At 37.2% G+C, this 14,602-nt stretch carries 15 protein-coding genes and 2 pseudogenes (1 of these 17 running past the window's edge); 6 read left to right on the plus strand and 11 right to left on the minus strand.

The window, feature by feature from the left end; translation table 11 throughout:
• Nucleotides 1–110, plus strand: partial view of a M23 family metallopeptidase gene (locus Bra60_RS05510; protein WP_078688854.1) — the final stretch only. It extends 1,879 nt beyond the left edge of the window; only the last 110 of its 1,989 coding nucleotides appear in the window; the start codon falls outside the window, past its left edge; the stop codon is at nt 108–110.
• Nucleotides 111–688: 578 nt separating this feature from the next.
• On the opposite strand, the gene Bra60_RS05515 is transcribed toward Bra60_RS05510, so the two are convergent.
• From Bra60_RS05515 to Bra60_RS05525, 3 genes are all read right to left on the minus strand, one after another.
• Entirely contained in the window at nt 689–2,107 is a 1,419-nt protein-coding gene (locus Bra60_RS05515) for a sensor histidine kinase (RefSeq protein WP_078688855.1), read from the minus strand.
• A 216-nt stretch (nt 2,108–2,323) separates the two neighbouring features.
• Nucleotides 2,324–2,878 (minus strand): sigma-70 family RNA polymerase sigma factor, encoded by a 555-nt coding sequence (locus tag Bra60_RS05520; protein WP_078688856.1) that lies wholly within the window; start codon nt 2,876–2,878, stop codon nt 2,324–2,326.
• Nucleotides 2,875–3,090 (minus strand): NepR family anti-sigma factor, encoded by a 216-nt coding sequence (locus Bra60_RS05525; RefSeq protein ID WP_078698138.1) that lies wholly within the window; start codon nt 3,088–3,090, stop codon nt 2,875–2,877. Before Bra60_RS05525 ends, Bra60_RS05520 begins: the two co-directional genes overlap by 4 nt.
• 162 nt (nt 3,091–3,252) lie before the next feature.
• Between Bra60_RS05525 and Bra60_RS05530 the strand changes: the two genes are divergently transcribed.
• The 4 genes from Bra60_RS05530 (at nt 3,253) to Bra60_RS05545 (ending at nt 6,258) form a co-directional block, all read left to right on the plus strand.
• Nucleotides 3,253–4,047: a response regulator gene (locus tag Bra60_RS05530; RefSeq protein ID WP_078688858.1), complete on the plus strand. Its 795-nt coding sequence runs from the start codon at nt 3,253–3,255 to the stop codon at nt 4,045–4,047.
• A 15-nt stretch (nt 4,048–4,062) separates the two neighbouring features.
• A complete protein-coding gene (locus tag Bra60_RS05535; RefSeq protein ID WP_078688859.1) occupies nt 4,063–5,076 on the plus strand; it encodes a PAS domain-containing sensor histidine kinase in 1,014 nt (337 codons plus the stop codon).
• Between the two features lie 342 nt (nt 5,077–5,418).
• A complete protein-coding gene (locus Bra60_RS05540) occupies nt 5,419–5,712 on the plus strand; it encodes a hypothetical protein (protein ID WP_035006614.1) in 294 nt (97 codons plus the stop codon).
• A gap of 126 nt (nt 5,713–5,838) precedes the next feature.
• On the plus strand, nt 5,839–6,258 hold the full coding sequence (locus tag Bra60_RS05545; RefSeq protein WP_078688861.1) for a hypothetical protein: 420 nt from the start codon (nt 5,839–5,841) through the stop codon (nt 6,256–6,258).
• A gap of 62 nt (nt 6,259–6,320) precedes the next feature.
• Here the strand turns inward: Bra60_RS05545 and Bra60_RS05550 are convergent.
• Nucleotides 6,321–6,953 (minus strand): annotated as a pseudogene (locus tag Bra60_RS05550) (DUF4167 domain-containing protein); the annotation flags it as partial.
• Between the two features lie 838 nt (nt 6,954–7,791).
• Here Bra60_RS05550 and Bra60_RS05560 point away from each other — a divergent pair.
• Nucleotides 7,792–8,709, plus strand: a complete 918-nt coding sequence (locus Bra60_RS05560; RefSeq protein ID WP_078688864.1) for a formate dehydrogenase accessory protein FdhE — start codon at nt 7,792–7,794, stop codon at nt 8,707–8,709.
• 243 nt (nt 8,710–8,952) lie between these two features.
• On the opposite strand, the gene Bra60_RS05565 is transcribed toward Bra60_RS05560, so the two are convergent.
• From Bra60_RS05565 to Bra60_RS05595, 7 genes and pseudogenes are all read right to left on the minus strand, one after another.
• Entirely contained in the window at nt 8,953–9,402 is a 450-nt protein-coding gene (locus Bra60_RS05565) for a hypothetical protein (protein WP_078698139.1), read from the minus strand.
• Nucleotides 9,403–9,871: 469 nt separating this feature from the next.
• Complete coding sequence (locus Bra60_RS05570) at nt 9,872–10,123, minus strand: hypothetical protein (protein ID WP_035006609.1); 252 nt, start codon at nt 10,121–10,123, stop codon at nt 9,872–9,874.
• Nucleotides 10,120–10,782, minus strand: coding sequence for a lysozyme (locus Bra60_RS05575; protein WP_078688866.1), 663 nt, complete (start codon nt 10,780–10,782; stop codon nt 10,120–10,122). The genes Bra60_RS05570 and Bra60_RS05575 overlap by 4 nt, the downstream gene beginning before the upstream one ends.
• Nucleotides 10,783–10,883: 101 nt before the next feature.
• Nucleotides 10,884–11,147: a hypothetical protein gene (locus tag Bra60_RS05580; protein ID WP_035006607.1), complete on the minus strand. Its 264-nt coding sequence runs from the start codon at nt 11,145–11,147 to the stop codon at nt 10,884–10,886.
• Nucleotides 11,148–11,699: 552 nt separating this feature from the next.
• Nucleotides 11,700–12,689, minus strand: coding sequence for a phage tail protein (locus tag Bra60_RS05585; protein ID WP_035006606.1), 990 nt, complete (start codon nt 12,687–12,689; stop codon nt 11,700–11,702).
• Between the two features lie 5 nt (nt 12,690–12,694).
• Entirely contained in the window at nt 12,695–13,810 is a 1,116-nt protein-coding gene (locus Bra60_RS05590; RefSeq protein ID WP_078688867.1) for a tail fiber domain-containing protein, read from the minus strand.
• Between the two features lie 4 nt (nt 13,811–13,814).
• Nucleotides 13,815–14,291, minus strand: a pseudogene (locus Bra60_RS05595) (hypothetical protein); the annotation flags it as partial.
• Nucleotides 14,292–14,602: the final 311 nt, after the last annotated feature.

The following is a 14,602-nucleotide window of genomic DNA, read 5'->3' on the forward strand; positions in this document are numbered from 1 at the left end:
TGCCTGATAGTAAATCTTTAAAAGACAAAGATCTACAAGCATTTCTGAAAGAAAAGAAAAATATTGATTCCTTAATATACAGCGTAACACAGCCAGAAAATGCATCTTAATTGATTCATATATCAGGCAAACTACTGTTTTTCTACGAGAGGACATCACTGATATTGTTGTATCGATTAATCGTTTAAGTCAAAGATAAAGTTTTAAAAGATTAAATAAAGAAAATAGTATAGAAATATTCCTTTGAAGAATCTCAGTTCATTTTTTACGATAGAGATCCAACAGTTCATCATACCCCTATAGATCATAGTGAATTCTCCTGTATCATTGCGATTCAGTAGAAACATTTTTCACTTGCTCTCATGAGAAAAAAGAGAAGAAAGTAAAAACTGTATTTTGAAAAACGCTTTTCAAGATTTCTTTTCTCCTTCTCTTTGATCAAAGACAAATTCTGTAAAAGAGAGGACTAAAGAAATTTTTTGGGAGCAATTCAGTAAAACTCTTCTTGTACTCCTAACCTGTATATGAGAGCTTTAACGAATTGTTATGATTGCATACTGTCGATGGTTTGAGAACTTTTTTCGCCAAATTTTATCATGTTTTTTACAGAGAGTTTTATTGAGAAATTTCAATGCTTGTATCAATGAAAATTTTGATCAAAGAATATAATCTCTTTTAAAAGAGAGCATTAAAAACGCTCCGAACAGTTTCCTATGATCTTTGTCAAAGGAATGATCACCTTTGTTCCTCCTAAAGCAGATGTTTCAAACAGTGCTTTCTCACCAAATTGCATACAAAGCTGTTCTATAACCAAACGACCAAGTCCCGTTTTTAGCTCTGCATTTTGACTGCACATCCCCACGCCATCATCTTCAACGATCAGAGCCATTTTTCCATTCTTCTGAGGTCCACAAAAAATATAAATATTCCCATGGCGTTTATCAGGAAAAGCATGTTTTAAAGAATTTGTAAGCAATTCACCCAGAATAATTCCGAGCGTTGTAGCATCTCTTGAAGATAATCGGCAGTCTTTGAAATCCTTATGAAGAGTGATATTTTCACGTAATTCAAATGGTATAGCCAATTCAACATCATGCACAACCAAATTAAGAAAATCTGCCAATAATGTTGTCTCCATATCATCGCTCAAACGCAAACGACGATGCGCTGCTGATATTGTTTGGATGCGATCTCGTGCTGCTCCCAAAACAGAACGAACCTCTTCATTCTTGCTTCGATTTAATTGCAAACCAAGCAAAGAAGAAACCGTACCCAGGGAATTGCCAATGCGGTGGCTCGCGTCCTGTAACAACATTTCAACACGACAACGTTCTTTTTCCGCATAATTACGAGCCTTTTCCAACTCCTGTGTTCGTTCCTTGACACGAGCTTCAAGAGCTGCATTCTCACTATGAAGAAGTAACTGATAGGTTTTTAAAGACTGAATATCGGATCGAAAACGGTTAATCACAAAATAGGCAGAAATAAAAGTGCTCACAACAGACACAATAGCAGCCAGAGTCAAAGCAGCACGCATGAGCGCTATATCTTCACGTTTTTTTTGTCGTTCAATATCATCGCCATCGATAAAATTGGCCATTAATTGAACCAAACTTGTGACTTGAGTTGTCTTAACTTCAGGAAACGCCGAAGAATGAACGGATTGACCAGAAGATGCCTCAAGAGCAATCATATGGTCCTTCATAATTGCTGTACGTGCTTTGATCTCTTTTTTAAAAGCTGTAAACCAAGTATACCATTGTGAATGAGAATGAACAAGAAGGGCAATATAATTGAGAATATCATCAAGATGAAGAACCGCTGTTTCAAAGCGCACTTTATCTTCCACCCGACGATTTTTTTCATAGCTTCGATTTGCTGCAGCCATATCGATTAAACTAATAAGGGCTAAATCTGCTTGTTCACGCAATTCTGAGCTTGTATCCAACTGTGAAATTTCCTGATCAACAGCATTGGATAATAGAATAATAAAGGTCGAAGCCAAAAAAGCCATGAAAAGAGAAACAATAATTGCTCCCCACCGCCAACGTGATGTTGTTGAACCAGAAATGGGTATTTTAGAAGACAAATTCGCCTTTGTTATCATATACTTTCCATCAATGAATCCAAAAATCAGCACTCTTCAGTTTAGAAAAAAATTATTTTATTTCTTTAAGAGTTGAAGAAAGAGAGTTATTTTCCATATCCTCGTTTTTGCTCTTGTTCCTAGAAGGCGAGATAAAAGGCTCTGCGCATTCTCACAATTTTGATTTCTCTGTAGCGATAACAATAATAAACCATGTTCTCACCCATCATTATTTTCCTAATCACTAAAAGAACATAAGATGCTTCCAGCCGAACAAAGATCGGGACCATAATGAGTATCACCATCAACTTCGAGAAGCTTTTGCAAACGATTGCGTGCACGACTTACACGACTTTTAACTGTTCCAATAGCGCAATTGCAAATAGCTGCAGCATCTTCATAAGAAAAACCAGAGGCCCCAATTAAAATGATTGCCTCTCTTTGTTCAGCTGATAATGTGTTTAAGGCTTTTTTAAAGTCATGCAAATCGAGCGTCCCATATTGGGAAGGATGAACAGCTATATTTTGAGTGAAAACACCATCGCTATCTTGCACTTCTCTTCCTCTTTTCCGCATTTGACTATAAAATTCATTGCGCAAAATCGTAAAAAGCCATGCTTTTATATTGGTACCAATTTCAAAACTTTCTTGCTTAGCCCACGCCTTCATAAGGGTATCCTGTACCAAATCTTCAGCTCTATCATGCGTGCCACTTAAAGAAACAGCAAAAGCCCGTAAAGCTGGTAAAACAAAAAGCAATTCTTGTTTAAAATCTTTTGAGCTCTGCGTCATAAGGGATCAAACCTTTTTTCTTCAGAATGAAGACTATCTTGTTCTGCTTGTTCTAATTTGTCCAAAAGCTCCAGCAAACGTAGGGGAAGTGGCTCTTCTTGAATTTGCATATAAAATTGACGCAATTTTAGTGCTATTTCACTGTTTGTGCCGAGAAGATCATCTTCAAATGTAAAATAATCGGTGAGATTTTTTTCACCAAAGTTGTTCATTTTTTAGCCCCTTAACCTATATAGTAGTGAAAGAAGATTTTTCTCTTTAAAGTTGTAAATATAGTCCCTCCTAAAAAGTTCCAGACCGAAAGCAGGAACTTTTTTATCCATAAGGGATTGAAAAAATAAAAGTGCTTTCGCAAGCTGAAGGAGTTTTAAATCATGTCCCTATCACAACGCATCGCCCCTCATCTTCCTTATCTGAGACGATTTGCTCGATCCATCACAGGCAACCAAACTTCTGGTGATGCCTATGTCGCAGCCATGTTAGAAGCGCTCATTGTTGATTTTTCTATTTTCCCCCAAACGTCCAGTGATCGCATTGGAACGTATCAACTCTTTTGTCACCTTTTTGATCAAACGACGCCCAATATTGCTGAGCCATTGCCGCAATTCGGTTTTGAACAAAAAGCCAGCGCTCAATTATCTTATCTCACTCCCCGTGCACGACAAGCTTTCTTGCTCATTGCTGTTGAAGGATTTAATGAAAGTGAAGCAGGAGAAATCATGAAAATTGATAAACAAAAGTTTCATGAGCTCCTCAGCCAAGCCTCTTTTGATATTTCTCAACAAATTGCGACACAAGTTATGATTATTGAGGATGAACCTCTCATTGCCATGGATATTGAACAAATGGTGGAAAGCCTTGGACATCAAGTGATAGGAATCGCAAGAACCCATAATGAAGCTGTTGTCATGTATCATCAGAAAAAACCACGCCTCATTTTAGCTGATATTCAATTAGCCGATAACAGTTCTGGAATTGATGCAGTCAACGATATTTTAAAAAATGATTGTATCCCAGTGATCTTTATTACGGCTTTTCCTGAAAGATTGCTCACTGGAGAACGGCCAGAACCAACCTTTTTGGTCACCAAACCCTTTAATCCTAATATGGTAAAGGCCCTTATCTCACAAGCTTTATTTTTCCAAGAGAATGCGTCTAAAGCAGCCTAACAGAAGGGAATGATTATGTTCGTGCCCCCTGTTTCCACCACATCTATAGATAGATCACACCTCAGCGCTTTACTGCAAGCAATCCGTGGCGCTGATATTTGTGTTTTATATCAAACAACAAATCTGATCTATTTATGGGCAGAAAACCTGCCGCAACCTTTGAAAAAAAAATGGCGAGTTGGATGTCGTGACAGTGATTTTTTCTCAGTCGATCTTGCGGACAATATGGAGACCATCAAACTGCAAGTTTTATCAACAGGGAAAACACAGGCTATTGAAGCACGATTTGAAGATATGTCCAAACAAACCATTTGGTATAAATTTTCTATTGATTGCCACCGGAATGAAAATGGAAAAATCATTGGTATCATCACTACAGGCGTTGATATTTCAGGTCTACGCCGTCGCGAACAAGTGCTTAAAATATTACTACGGGAAGTCAGTCATCGTTCTAAAAATCTTTTAGCAATTATCCAAAGTATTGCAACCCAAACTGCCCGTTATACAGAATCGCTGCAAACCTTCTTACGAAAATTTCAGGGACGTCTTCATTCTCTTTCTCATTCTCAAGATCTGATTACCGACTCTGACTGGCGTGGTGCTCAATTTCATGAATTGGTAAAAACACAAATTTTAAACTATTTAGTAAAAGAAAAGGCGCGTTTTTCCATCAAGGGTATTGATCCTTATCTTTTTCCAAATGCAGTTTTGCATATTGGATTAGCTTTTCATGAATTAATTATTAATTCGCTCTCTTTTGGTGCTTTATCACAAGACGAAGGAACTGTTTCTATTACTTGCACAGTCAGCACAATAGCCCAAGGAAAAACACAACTTTTTATCACATGGAGTGAAGAATTTAAAAAGAAAATCTTTCTTCCTGCACATAAGAAAGCCTGTTTTGGAAATACCGTTTTAGACAAAATCGTTCCCATTGCAGTAGATGGTTCAGCTTTTTTAAAATTAACGGACGAAGGATTGATTTATTGTTTATCTGTTTCTAACAATTATTTTGATATTTTATCTTAGGTAAAGCAATCCGAGCATTGCAACTAAAAAATCAAGCGGTCGCGCATTGCGAATAAGAATAAAGTGATCCAAGTATCACGACTAAGAACAAAGCCATCCGAGCATTGCGACTAAAAAATCAAGCGGCCGAGCGTTACTGATAAGAATAAAGCCATTCAAGCAACAGGGAATTTATACCCCGAATTATCAAAGCTTGGCGCTTTTTAGCTTTTCTTTTCCTCCTACAACAGCAAGATAGAGTATTTCTTTGGAACGAAAATCCTTTGAAATTATTTAGAATCCAGAGGATCTACCTCTCACACAATTTCTCAATACTCTATATTTTATTCGGATAAGTACATTATGAATCCTGTTCTTGCTGTTCTTCTACTGGTTTCATGTACAGATGATTTTAACAGTTGTTATTCCAATAAAACTATGGTTAAAATTTATCCTACAGCACAAGCATGTGAGCAAAAAATTATACCCTCAATTAAAGAATTTACCTCTTATGGAGAACAAATCTTCGCTCAATGCACAAATATCTCTGCCAGCGTACCACAACAAGAAATAACCCTTATCTGGTCTGTAACAAACAAAGGCAATTTTTTCCTAAAAGAACAAAATACTGATGAGACCGTAAGCTCAGCATTGTAACGCAAATGGGCAAAACTATTCTCCTCTACCAGCATCTTCCCATTGAACGAAAACAATTAAAAGTATACATTTGGTTTAACGAGCAAAAATCAATATCAGCACTCAATAACAGTAAGGCATAAACCAATGTATGATTCCAAAGCTCAAAACAGTGAGCCCTGCGTTCTTTCACAAAACACACCATTAGATCCTGCCGTGGAACAGGTGAGAAAGAAATTGATGCGTTTGATGATCATCTCCATCTCTATCACACTTTTGTTAATTCTTGCTGTCTTTGCTGGAGTCGTTTATAAAATTATAAAACCTGAGACAACGCTAAAATCGGCACAGCCTTTATCTTCTTCAGTGCCTTATCATACTTTATCTTTACCTGCAAAAACGCAAATTTTATCGCAAAGTCTTTCCCAACAAAATATGATCTTGAGACTCTTAACACCAGAAGGACAAACGAAACTTATGATTTATAATTACCACACCGGTGAGCTTCTTTCGGTTTTTTCGGTCAACATCACAGAAAAAACAATGGATTCTGACTCTTCTTTATAATGAATCGAAGAAGAATAAATAAAAATATCACCTTCTAAAATGAATAAAACATCTTAAAATGTTTAAGTATTTTCTTCCACTGAAGAAGAAGATGTTGCCCGGCGCCGACGTGGTTTTTTCTGCTCCTTTTCGCTTAATAAAGGAAGAGGAACAATTTTTTCTGCCGATGTGATAACTTTTTCAGCACTGTCTGAAACAATCGTTGATTGTTTAGAGGATAAAGTTTCTGAAACACGAACCCTACGAGAACGTGAAAGACGCCGTGATGATTTGGAAGCTTCAGCTCCTTCTTCAGCAGTTTGTTGCTCTTGCTGCTCAGCTTTATCAGCTCGAAAATTCTCATCTAATGTATCAGATGTATACTTCCCTTTTCTTTGATTTTTTCGCCCATCACCATTCCTTGATGAATGCTCTTGCAAGGACGGTCTTTCGTTATTATTATCCTCTCTTGTACTTTCTTCAACGCTTGTGTCTTCGCATTCCTGCTCGTTATTTTCATCACGCTTATGAGAGTGAGACATTTGGTCATTAGCTGCTAAAATAATACGCAAATAGTGTTCAGCATGCTGCAAATAATTCTCAGACATAACACTATCACCCGCTCCTTGCGCATCACGTGCAAGACTTATGTATTTATCAGCGATCTGCTGAGCATTTCCACGAATTTTAACATCTGGCCCGTTGCTTTCATAATTACGAGATAACGGATTAGGACCGCGACGATTATTATTGCCATTGTTATTGCACCGCGTACGCGTCTATTCTGCTGTGGCCTCATATTTATCCCTTTTGGATTTTATTGCTCTTTAAATTTTCTCTTATTGCATTATTTTTTATAATGCTTATCACTTTCAAAATTTAGTTATTGAACCATCCCCGTTTCACTTAACCTAAACGATATTCCTTGGCTTCTTAATAAAGATATATATTTTGAAATATCACACAAAAACAGTACGGAATACTTAACCCAAAATTCCCTATCTCTCCGCTGACAAGCAGAAACCTAGAGATGTTCACAGAAAATGCCAAGTGTTTTTTTCAAATAAATCACAATTTCATTAAAAAAAATCATTTTATTGTCGAAAAACAACACAAAAACGCAAATATACACACATCTGTTGTGGATTTAAAAGAATATGTCTCCTTTTAAAATCCATTTTTCCGAATATAGACACTCCTTTATTTTTTAACATCATAAAAAGGCTTCCCCTCTCTATGAATTTAATTATAAAGGAAATTCGCAATGCTATTGCCGAGTTCCTGCTCAAGATCTCGTTCGTTTGAATCCTAATGCCGTTTAATAGACGAATGTGAAGCAAAATATCCTTTTCACAAGACACTTCACTCTTCATATTTTCGCACTCATTAATTTTCGTTCAAAAAATTCATACTGACAATCCCTAAAAGCGGAAAAAAGTTCCATACTACGCAGATCCGCACAGCAAAATAAATTAAAGTAATCTTAAAAATGAAAATTGTAAGCTTTTTATAAGAAAAAAAGGTTATAAGCAAAATACAAAAGAGGGATATCACATGCTACACCAAAAAGATTCAGAAGGATTAGACACTCCTTCTACAACACACACCCCATTTATGATAAAATTTCCTGAGAGTGAAGCTTTGTTTGCAAAACGAGCTCAGCGCTTTACATCTTTAGCCACCACTCACTCCGCTAAAGATACCCTTCTCTTTCTAGCTCATTTTTGCACAATCCAACAACAATCAGTCAAACGATTTAAAGATTTTTCTCGTGCACTTGCTCGTTTTAGCACCATGTCTACTCCTTTTATTGATCGATCAAAGATATTAGAATTGGGTTTTTATGAAAGCGTTGTGCATGATTTTTTAAACAATATGTCAACTTATGCACTCCCTATAAAACAAAAAGAAGCTTTAAGCAGAATGCATCTTCGACAAGATCAATGGCGCCTTCGGGGAAGCAATATACTCAATTGTGAAATTCCACTACAACAAGAAGGAGAGCACCTTTTTATTACTGGCGTTTTACAAATTATTTATTCTCTGGCAGCTTCACAGCTTAATACTGAAATCATAAAGATACAACAACAGAATCTTTGCCCTTCCTGTAGGGGAACCCATTCAGCCAGCATTGTTGTTGAGACAGGATTAGAAGAAGGCACACGACTTTGCTCTTGTCTTTATTGCGGCACCTTATGGCATTATCCACTTCTTCAATGCACCTTTTGCGAATCAATCCAAAACGTTTCTTCTTCTAATCTAGACAAGAGTTCAGGTGCTATTGTTGTTGAAACATGCCAGACATGTCAGCGTTCCTGCAACCGACTTGATCAATACAAAGATCCATCTTTGGATGTGTTTGCAGATGATATTGCCTATATACTAGATCACCTCTCACAATCCTCTCTGCCTTTAAAACTAGGAGCTTTTAATCCTTTTCTAGCAGTATATATAAATACGCAGAACAAATAGCACATACTATAGACAAGGCAGAAAGATTATAGAGAAAAAAGAGTCTGAGAGAGAACATGAATATAAATTGAGAAGCAATAAAATTAAGCAATTTGAGTAAGAATCTTATTCTCGACAATTCTTTTTTCTCTGAAAAGAAGAGTCACATCATTGAAAGAAACCTTCTGGTATCGGGCAACACTCGATACTCTTAAGGGCAATTTTTACTTTACATAAATGTCAAGAAATTTAAAAGTGGAGACCTTAAAAGTGATGATGCTCTTGGCTATTTCCTTCACCTTTTTCCTGCTCACCTAGAAGACAGTCACGCAGCAAAAAATAATTTCCATCTCCTGGACGAATAATTTTTATACATTTTTTCTTAGCATCATCGGAAACCTCTTCCCACATTTTGCGAATCGCAAAAAAAGCCTCACTTTCTAGATGAAAACAACGATGATAGACTTGTTGCACCATATCGGGCACAGCTAAAGCTGCAATTTCTTTACAATAAACACGAAAATCAAATGTTGGAATAGTTAATTTAACAGGTTCTTCTTGTACGATCTCTTGTTTGAAAAAAAAGTGACTGATAATTGTTTTCACCACAAAATAAAAAGTCAGTACACAAAAAAGAACGATACAAAAAAAAGTAATTTTTTTATATAATTTTTTGCGATAGGATTTTCGCCTGGCGCGGAGTCTTTTTTCCATGAACAGCGTATCCTTTACTCTACCAAGAACAGATCATACTTGAGAAGAAAGTTAAATAAAACAAAAAACTATTATCAATTGTCTTACATCAAAAAGCAATCTTTCGTTCATTTTAAGAAAAGAATCTTATTGTTTTTCCAAGGCTAAAATCTTTTTTTACAATACACTCATCTTGTTTCTTTTCTTTCTTTTTCTTCATTCAATTTGCACAATTTTTCATGAGTATAATCAATTAAAGAACACACACCATCATCCTTATGGTGTAATAAGATCAATAAAAGGGGCAAATGAGCGTGACTCAATATTTGTATCGTTATATTCTTCCCTCTTTTTCATTCTAGCCATTGGGCTTTTTTGAAAATCAAATTTATTTTATGTTCACCAGCATTTCTGCTTTTTTCCAAAGCGATCTGTTTCCACGATCCAGCGTGATAACAAAGGTTCTTGCTGAACTAAATGCGCTGGTTTATTAATGATTGGAGGCTTTTTCCATCCTATGCAAGAGAACGGCACATTCTTTTGGCATCCCTCCAAGAGCACGACAGAGGCTAAAAGGGGAAAGAGTAAAAGTTTCAGCATTAATTTTCTCACGATTTTGAAGAGCCGATATCGCTTGTATCAAGGACCTTGTCCGTTCAAAAGAACGTCCATAAAAAAAGCTACTCAAAGCAATGACAATAACCAAAAGGATAGCAAAACCCCATCGAAATAAAAAAATCACTTTTGTTCTTTCCTCACTGTATCAATATACAAGATAATGCCCACAATCACAGCCACAATCATAATACTAGCCAAAGCCCACTGTACAGGACCATGTCCCGTAACAAATCCTGTAAGACCTGAAAAAGATGCAATCAATGGTGCAAAAACTTCTGCTTTGAAAAAAGGCATGCTCTTCGTTGTTTCCACCTTTTGATAATTAGAAGAAACATAAGCCCCTTTAGCCCATAAACCAGCCTCTGCTGCACGTCGATGCACCAATCCCTGCACACGTTTTCCTCCTGCTCTTATCCATTTTTGCAATTCGGCTGGTACGGCTTCATAATCTCCTTTGTTCAGCTTTTTTAAGAGCGTGGAATTACAAAATGCCTCTGTTCCTATATTATAACAAAAGGATACAAGAGCTGCGAACTGTTCATCGGTTAAAAACTGAGTGACTTCGCGTTCCACAGTTTGTTCAAATTGTTTCAAATCTTGTCGAAGTATAGTCTCTGCTTCAACCTGTGTGATTTCCATGCCATCTTGTACAACAGGTTTTCCTGCTTGTTCTGTATGTCCATATCCAATTGTCCACACGCCAATAACATCTTGATAAGCCTTTAAGCGTAATCCTTCCCATTGTTTAATGAGTGCAAGCCCCTCTTTTGATATTTTCCGCATTTTCCTGATTCCATAAACCGCCTATAGGATGATTAAAATCAATGGTTTTCTCCTAATCATGCACTTTCCAGCTGACAATTCTCCAGCTGACAATTAAGTGCTCATTTTGGAAATCTTCCCGCTTTTTCTGATGAAAAGCTATGATCTTTTATTCCTGTTGTCAATTGTTCTTCCAAAGCCGTAATACGCTGTAAAAGTTGTATATAGTTTTTTTGGTGTTTTTTATCTTCACGCTTTCCTTCTTGCAGGATTTGCTTCAACAATGCATTTAAAGGGGCATGTCCCATTCTTCCACTCGCATAGAGAACAACACGAATATGACTAGGATCATCAATATCAGCAATTGAAAATGGAAAGAGTGCCATTTTATTTTTTCCTTTATTCTTGGATTTATCAACAGTCCATGAGGAAACTTTTCTATTCTCACCGATCAATTATCCTGTTTTCTTTTCATTATTGAGCAGCTGTCAGAGCCTCTATTTTCAATAATTTGAGATGAAATTCTCGTTATTCTTCCAATAAGTTATTCTTCCAATAATGCGTTGGAAAGAATAGAAAATGTAAGATAAAGAATCATTTTTATTGACGGAAAATATTTTATCTTTGCAAAAGCATTCTCTTCATGAAAGAAGAAAACTAAGCTAGCTCCTCATTTAAAAAGGTAGGATTCCTTGATCCTTTGCACAATTTTATTCTACCTCCACAATAACGATTGTAGATACATCGATGCTTTCCCTTATCCTACGAAGAAAGAAGAATAGACAAAAAAGCCTTTATGAAAGGCATCTTTAGCAAGAAAGAAACCTTTAAAAAGCGCATTTTTTCCATCATGGTGTTTCTCAAGAGACTGCAACCAATATTTTGCCCCTTCCCCATAGGAAAGCAGAAATTCTCTCTGTTTTTAGCACAGAAAGATTTTATATCTTAATGGCATAAATAACGGCCATATTTTGGGGACGTGTTTCATTTCCCCCTGTTTTATCGATGATTAATTTGTGAGTATGCTCTCCAGAATCAGCTGTATATCTTTGTTGTGTCCATCTACGTCTGAGAAGTCCTCCCCCTCCTAATGCATCATCTGCCGCTTCGTATCCTGTATATATGTGATCATGCAATCCTGATTTATCTGTTGTTCCTGTATGGTCATGAGATTTAAAAGAGTCTTTTTGCTCACTTCCTAAAATACGGTCCTTATCAATTCCTTTTCCACTATCCAATCCCCGTAAAAACATACCACGAAAATCGGGAACATTAAAAGTTGTTGTGCCATCTCCTTTCCCCCACACTTCTCCAATAGCCTCAAAAAGGCTTGCATATTCCCCTCGGGCATAGGCTTTACCATCACACAATAACCATTCATCCGGAATTTTTTCCGTTGCAAAAGAAGCAATAAAGCCTGAAGGAAAAACACTGACTTTAGGGAGAACAACAGCTGGATTGGTTAAATACCATCCTTCTTCTTTTTTTTCACCGATTTCCGAATAATAGATCAGTTCATAAAGCCCTTCTTTTTGCATCTCGCCACCGGTCAACGGTCGGAGTCCCTCCTGTGTTCCTTTATAAATTGGCTGAGAAGACAATTGATTTAAGACAACACTTGTGGCCCCGACATTCGTTTCTTGCGCTTTAAATCGAAGCACAATACCATTTTGATAAGCTGCATAAGGAGCCTTAGTTGTCAAATGAATAGAGGTTTTTTTCTTACTTTCTTCTTTCTCTTCAGCCGTTATAGTGAATTTAACCTCAACGGTTCCCCCGATATCGGATAAATATTCTTTGACGCGCTGCATCATTGCACGAGCACTATCATTCACTGAACTTGGAGGTTGTCCTTCAGCCCAGTTGATTATTTCATCGGCGCGAGCATTCTCAGCCGCAATAAGTGACCAATCATAAATTGAGCTCATAGGATTTATCCTTTTTTTGCAGACCACAACCAAGAAAAGAAAGAAGAAAAAAAGGCAAAGAATTTTTTCTTTGGTTTTTTGATCTTTTCCAATCCAAAGCCGAGCTTGTTATAATTCACATGCAATAAATGTGTTTTTATATTCATATAAACGGCATCGGGATTCAAACGAACGAGATCTTGAGCAAGAACCCCGCGATAGCGTTGCGAATTTCCTTTATAATTAAATTCATAGAGGGGATAGCCGTTCTTCTCCCCTACAAGAACGACATTTTCTTTAACGTTTACATCAGAAAGACCAATAATGCCTTTCAACAAGCCAAGCACGCGCTGCGCATCACGTAAGGGATCCTTTGTGATTGCAGGCATAGTTGTGGATTCTCCTGTTTTTGTTCCATAATTACCGGCTGCTTTGGTTCCAATTTGCAGCAATCTTTCCAATTGATTCCAGGCTTGATTATCCTGTTCGCGCCATTTTTCTCGCTCTACATCCAAAGCATGCTGCTTATTTGCATCTTGTACCATTCCGCCCTTCAAAGCATTATTTTGAGCATTGCTTTGTCCTTGATAGAAATTATTGGCTGTATTCACTTGATTTTGCATCGAACGATCAATCATCTGATTTGCGTTGAGCATATGATTAATATCTTGATTATATTGTTGTGCGGTTGCCTGAGTTGCCAATGCTCCCAATTCATCGGTAAGCACACCGGTATGGGCACCAGAGCCATAACGTCCTGCTCCTGCCATAGATTGATTAACAACATCGGATGTTTTATTCAGTGCTCTGCTAAGAGCATCATTAAATTTGCTATTATTGTCTATCCAATTTCCAGCTGCCATCTCAGAGAGATTTTGAGCACTTTTTGTAGGTTCTTTGAGCCACTCATTAAAGACTGAATTGTTATATTGATTGGCTGCATTTTCTAAACCCTTAAGAGCATTTTGTGTTGTTTCACTTAAATCAGCATGCCGTTCTCCTTGATAGACATTTCCCCCTATGCCTTTATTATACAAATTGAGAGCTTCAGCGCTTGCCTGTTTTAAGATATCCTCCGCCCACGAGGGTGGAGCGTTCGTTTGTGTCGTTGTTTGAACCTGAGGACTTGTCCGTCTTCTCATGCTTTAAAACCTTTCTATAATGAATAAAATTGATAGCATATCCGTGATGAACAAGCATTTTCGCCCACCCAGATCTTCCCAGTGTCAAAATTTCATCAGCCTTGATAGTTCGTGCCCATTGTTCGAGTTGATCAATCAATGAAACCAGTTTGATGCCTCCCTGGCCAGCAAGGTCTAAAATAACAACGCGTTTTTTTCCATCGTGCGTTTTTTCAATTTTGGTTATTACAAAAGCACTAAATTCAGTTCTATTTTTTAAAATCAACCACAGCTGCGCCTGCCCACCAATGATCTCTTCAGCCATATGTTTCAAACACACATCATGAGGAAATCGTTGAGCATATTTCCGCATAGCTGCATTCATAGCCTCTCGATAAAGAGCCATTTTTTCCCAAGACCACTGATGCGTACAATGAAGAGAATAAAAATCTTCATGATCTGAGCGTTGTGTTACAATTTTAGCTTTTTTCTTCCAGGGCATAGCATCCCAACTTCTTAACTTTGCTCTCGCCAGAAGTTTTTTTGTTGCTATACTCAATACATCCCTTATCCCCATAAAATCTCTCACCATTTATCTAGAGCATTCTCTTATCCACAAACATAATCCTGCCATTCAATCTGCCCTACCCATGGAAGAAACACGCGATACATCACCAAAAACAGCCGGAGAATCCTATTGTCACCCTCCATTGCGCTCATTTATACTGATACCTCCTGATTGAATAACCCACCGCATCAGCATCTTGCCAAAGCATACTCACCATATTAAGCTTTTACCCTAGCATCCTCACC

The organism is Bartonella sp. Raccoon60 (assembly GCF_002022585.1).
Lineage (GTDB): Bacteria > Pseudomonadota > Alphaproteobacteria > Rhizobiales > Rhizobiaceae > Bartonella > Bartonella rochalimae.

Coding starts and splice junctions, on each gene's coding strand:
- Bra60_RS05515 (WP_078688855.1), bottom strand. CDS start 2,107: ATGATAACAAAGGCGAATTTGTCTTCTAAAATACCCATTTCTGGTTCA.
- Bra60_RS05520 (WP_078688856.1), bottom strand. CDS start 2,878: ATGACGCAGAGCTCAAAAGATTTTAAACAAGAATTGCTTTTTGTTTTA.
- Bra60_RS05525 (WP_078698138.1), bottom strand. CDS start 3,090: ATGAACAACTTTGGTGAAAAAAATCTCACCGATTATTTTACATTTGAA.
- Bra60_RS05530 (WP_078688858.1), top strand. CDS start 3,253: ATGTCCCTATCACAACGCATCGCCCCTCATCTTCCTTATCTGAGACGA.
- Bra60_RS05535 (WP_078688859.1), top strand. CDS start 4,063: ATGTTCGTGCCCCCTGTTTCCACCACATCTATAGATAGATCACACCTC.
- Bra60_RS05540 (WP_035006614.1), top strand. CDS start 5,419: ATGAATCCTGTTCTTGCTGTTCTTCTACTGGTTTCATGTACAGATGAT.
- Bra60_RS05545 (WP_078688861.1), top strand. CDS start 5,839: ATGTATGATTCCAAAGCTCAAAACAGTGAGCCCTGCGTTCTTTCACAA.
- Bra60_RS05560 (WP_078688864.1), top strand. CDS start 7,792: ATGCTACACCAAAAAGATTCAGAAGGATTAGACACTCCTTCTACAACA.
- Bra60_RS05565 (WP_078698139.1), bottom strand. CDS start 9,402: ATGGAAAAAAGACTCCGCGCCAGGCGAAAATCCTATCGCAAAAAATTA.
- Bra60_RS05575 (WP_078688866.1), bottom strand. CDS start 10,782: ATGCGGAAAATATCAAAAGAGGGGCTTGCACTCATTAAACAATGGGAA.
- Bra60_RS05580 (WP_035006607.1), bottom strand. CDS start 11,147: ATGGCACTCTTTCCATTTTCAATTGCTGATATTGATGATCCTAGTCAT.
- Bra60_RS05585 (WP_035006606.1), bottom strand. CDS start 12,689: ATGAGCTCAATTTATGATTGGTCACTTATTGCGGCTGAGAATGCTCGC.
- Bra60_RS05590 (WP_078688867.1), bottom strand. CDS start 13,810: ATGAGAAGACGGACAAGTCCTCAGGTTCAAACAACGACACAAACGAAC.